This window comes from Lacrimispora sp. 210928-DFI.3.58, from assembly GCF_020554865.1.
Lineage (GTDB): Bacteria > Bacillota > Clostridia > Lachnospirales > Lachnospiraceae > Enterocloster.
In genome coordinates this window covers 1-265 of sequence record NZ_JAJCIC010000130.1, presented here as the reverse complement: position 1 = coordinate 265, position 265 = coordinate 1, and the positions used below count along the sequence as shown (strand labels likewise).

The 265-nt window shown below is 44.9% G+C and carries 1 pseudogene; it reads left to right on the top strand.

Annotated features, from left to right (window positions below):
• Positions 1-265 (top strand): annotated as a pseudogene (locus LIZ87_RS22235) (IS481 family transposase); the annotation flags it as partial.

Genomic DNA, 265 nt, shown 5'->3' with positions numbered 1-265 from the left:
CTGGTTTATACCGATTCCTTAAAAAACAGGGTATGATGGCTGTAAAACCGCCGAATCCCAAGTATATCCCCAAGCCTTATGAAACGATGGATTATCCCGGTCAACGCATCCAGGTTGACGTGAAGTTCGTTCCTTCTGCCTGCCTTAAGAACAGCAAGGTCATTGGAAAACAATTTTTCCAGTATACGGCCATTGATGAATTCTCCCGCTGGCGGTTTGTGGAGGCGTTTGAGGAACACAATACCTATTCTTCTGCTATGTTTGT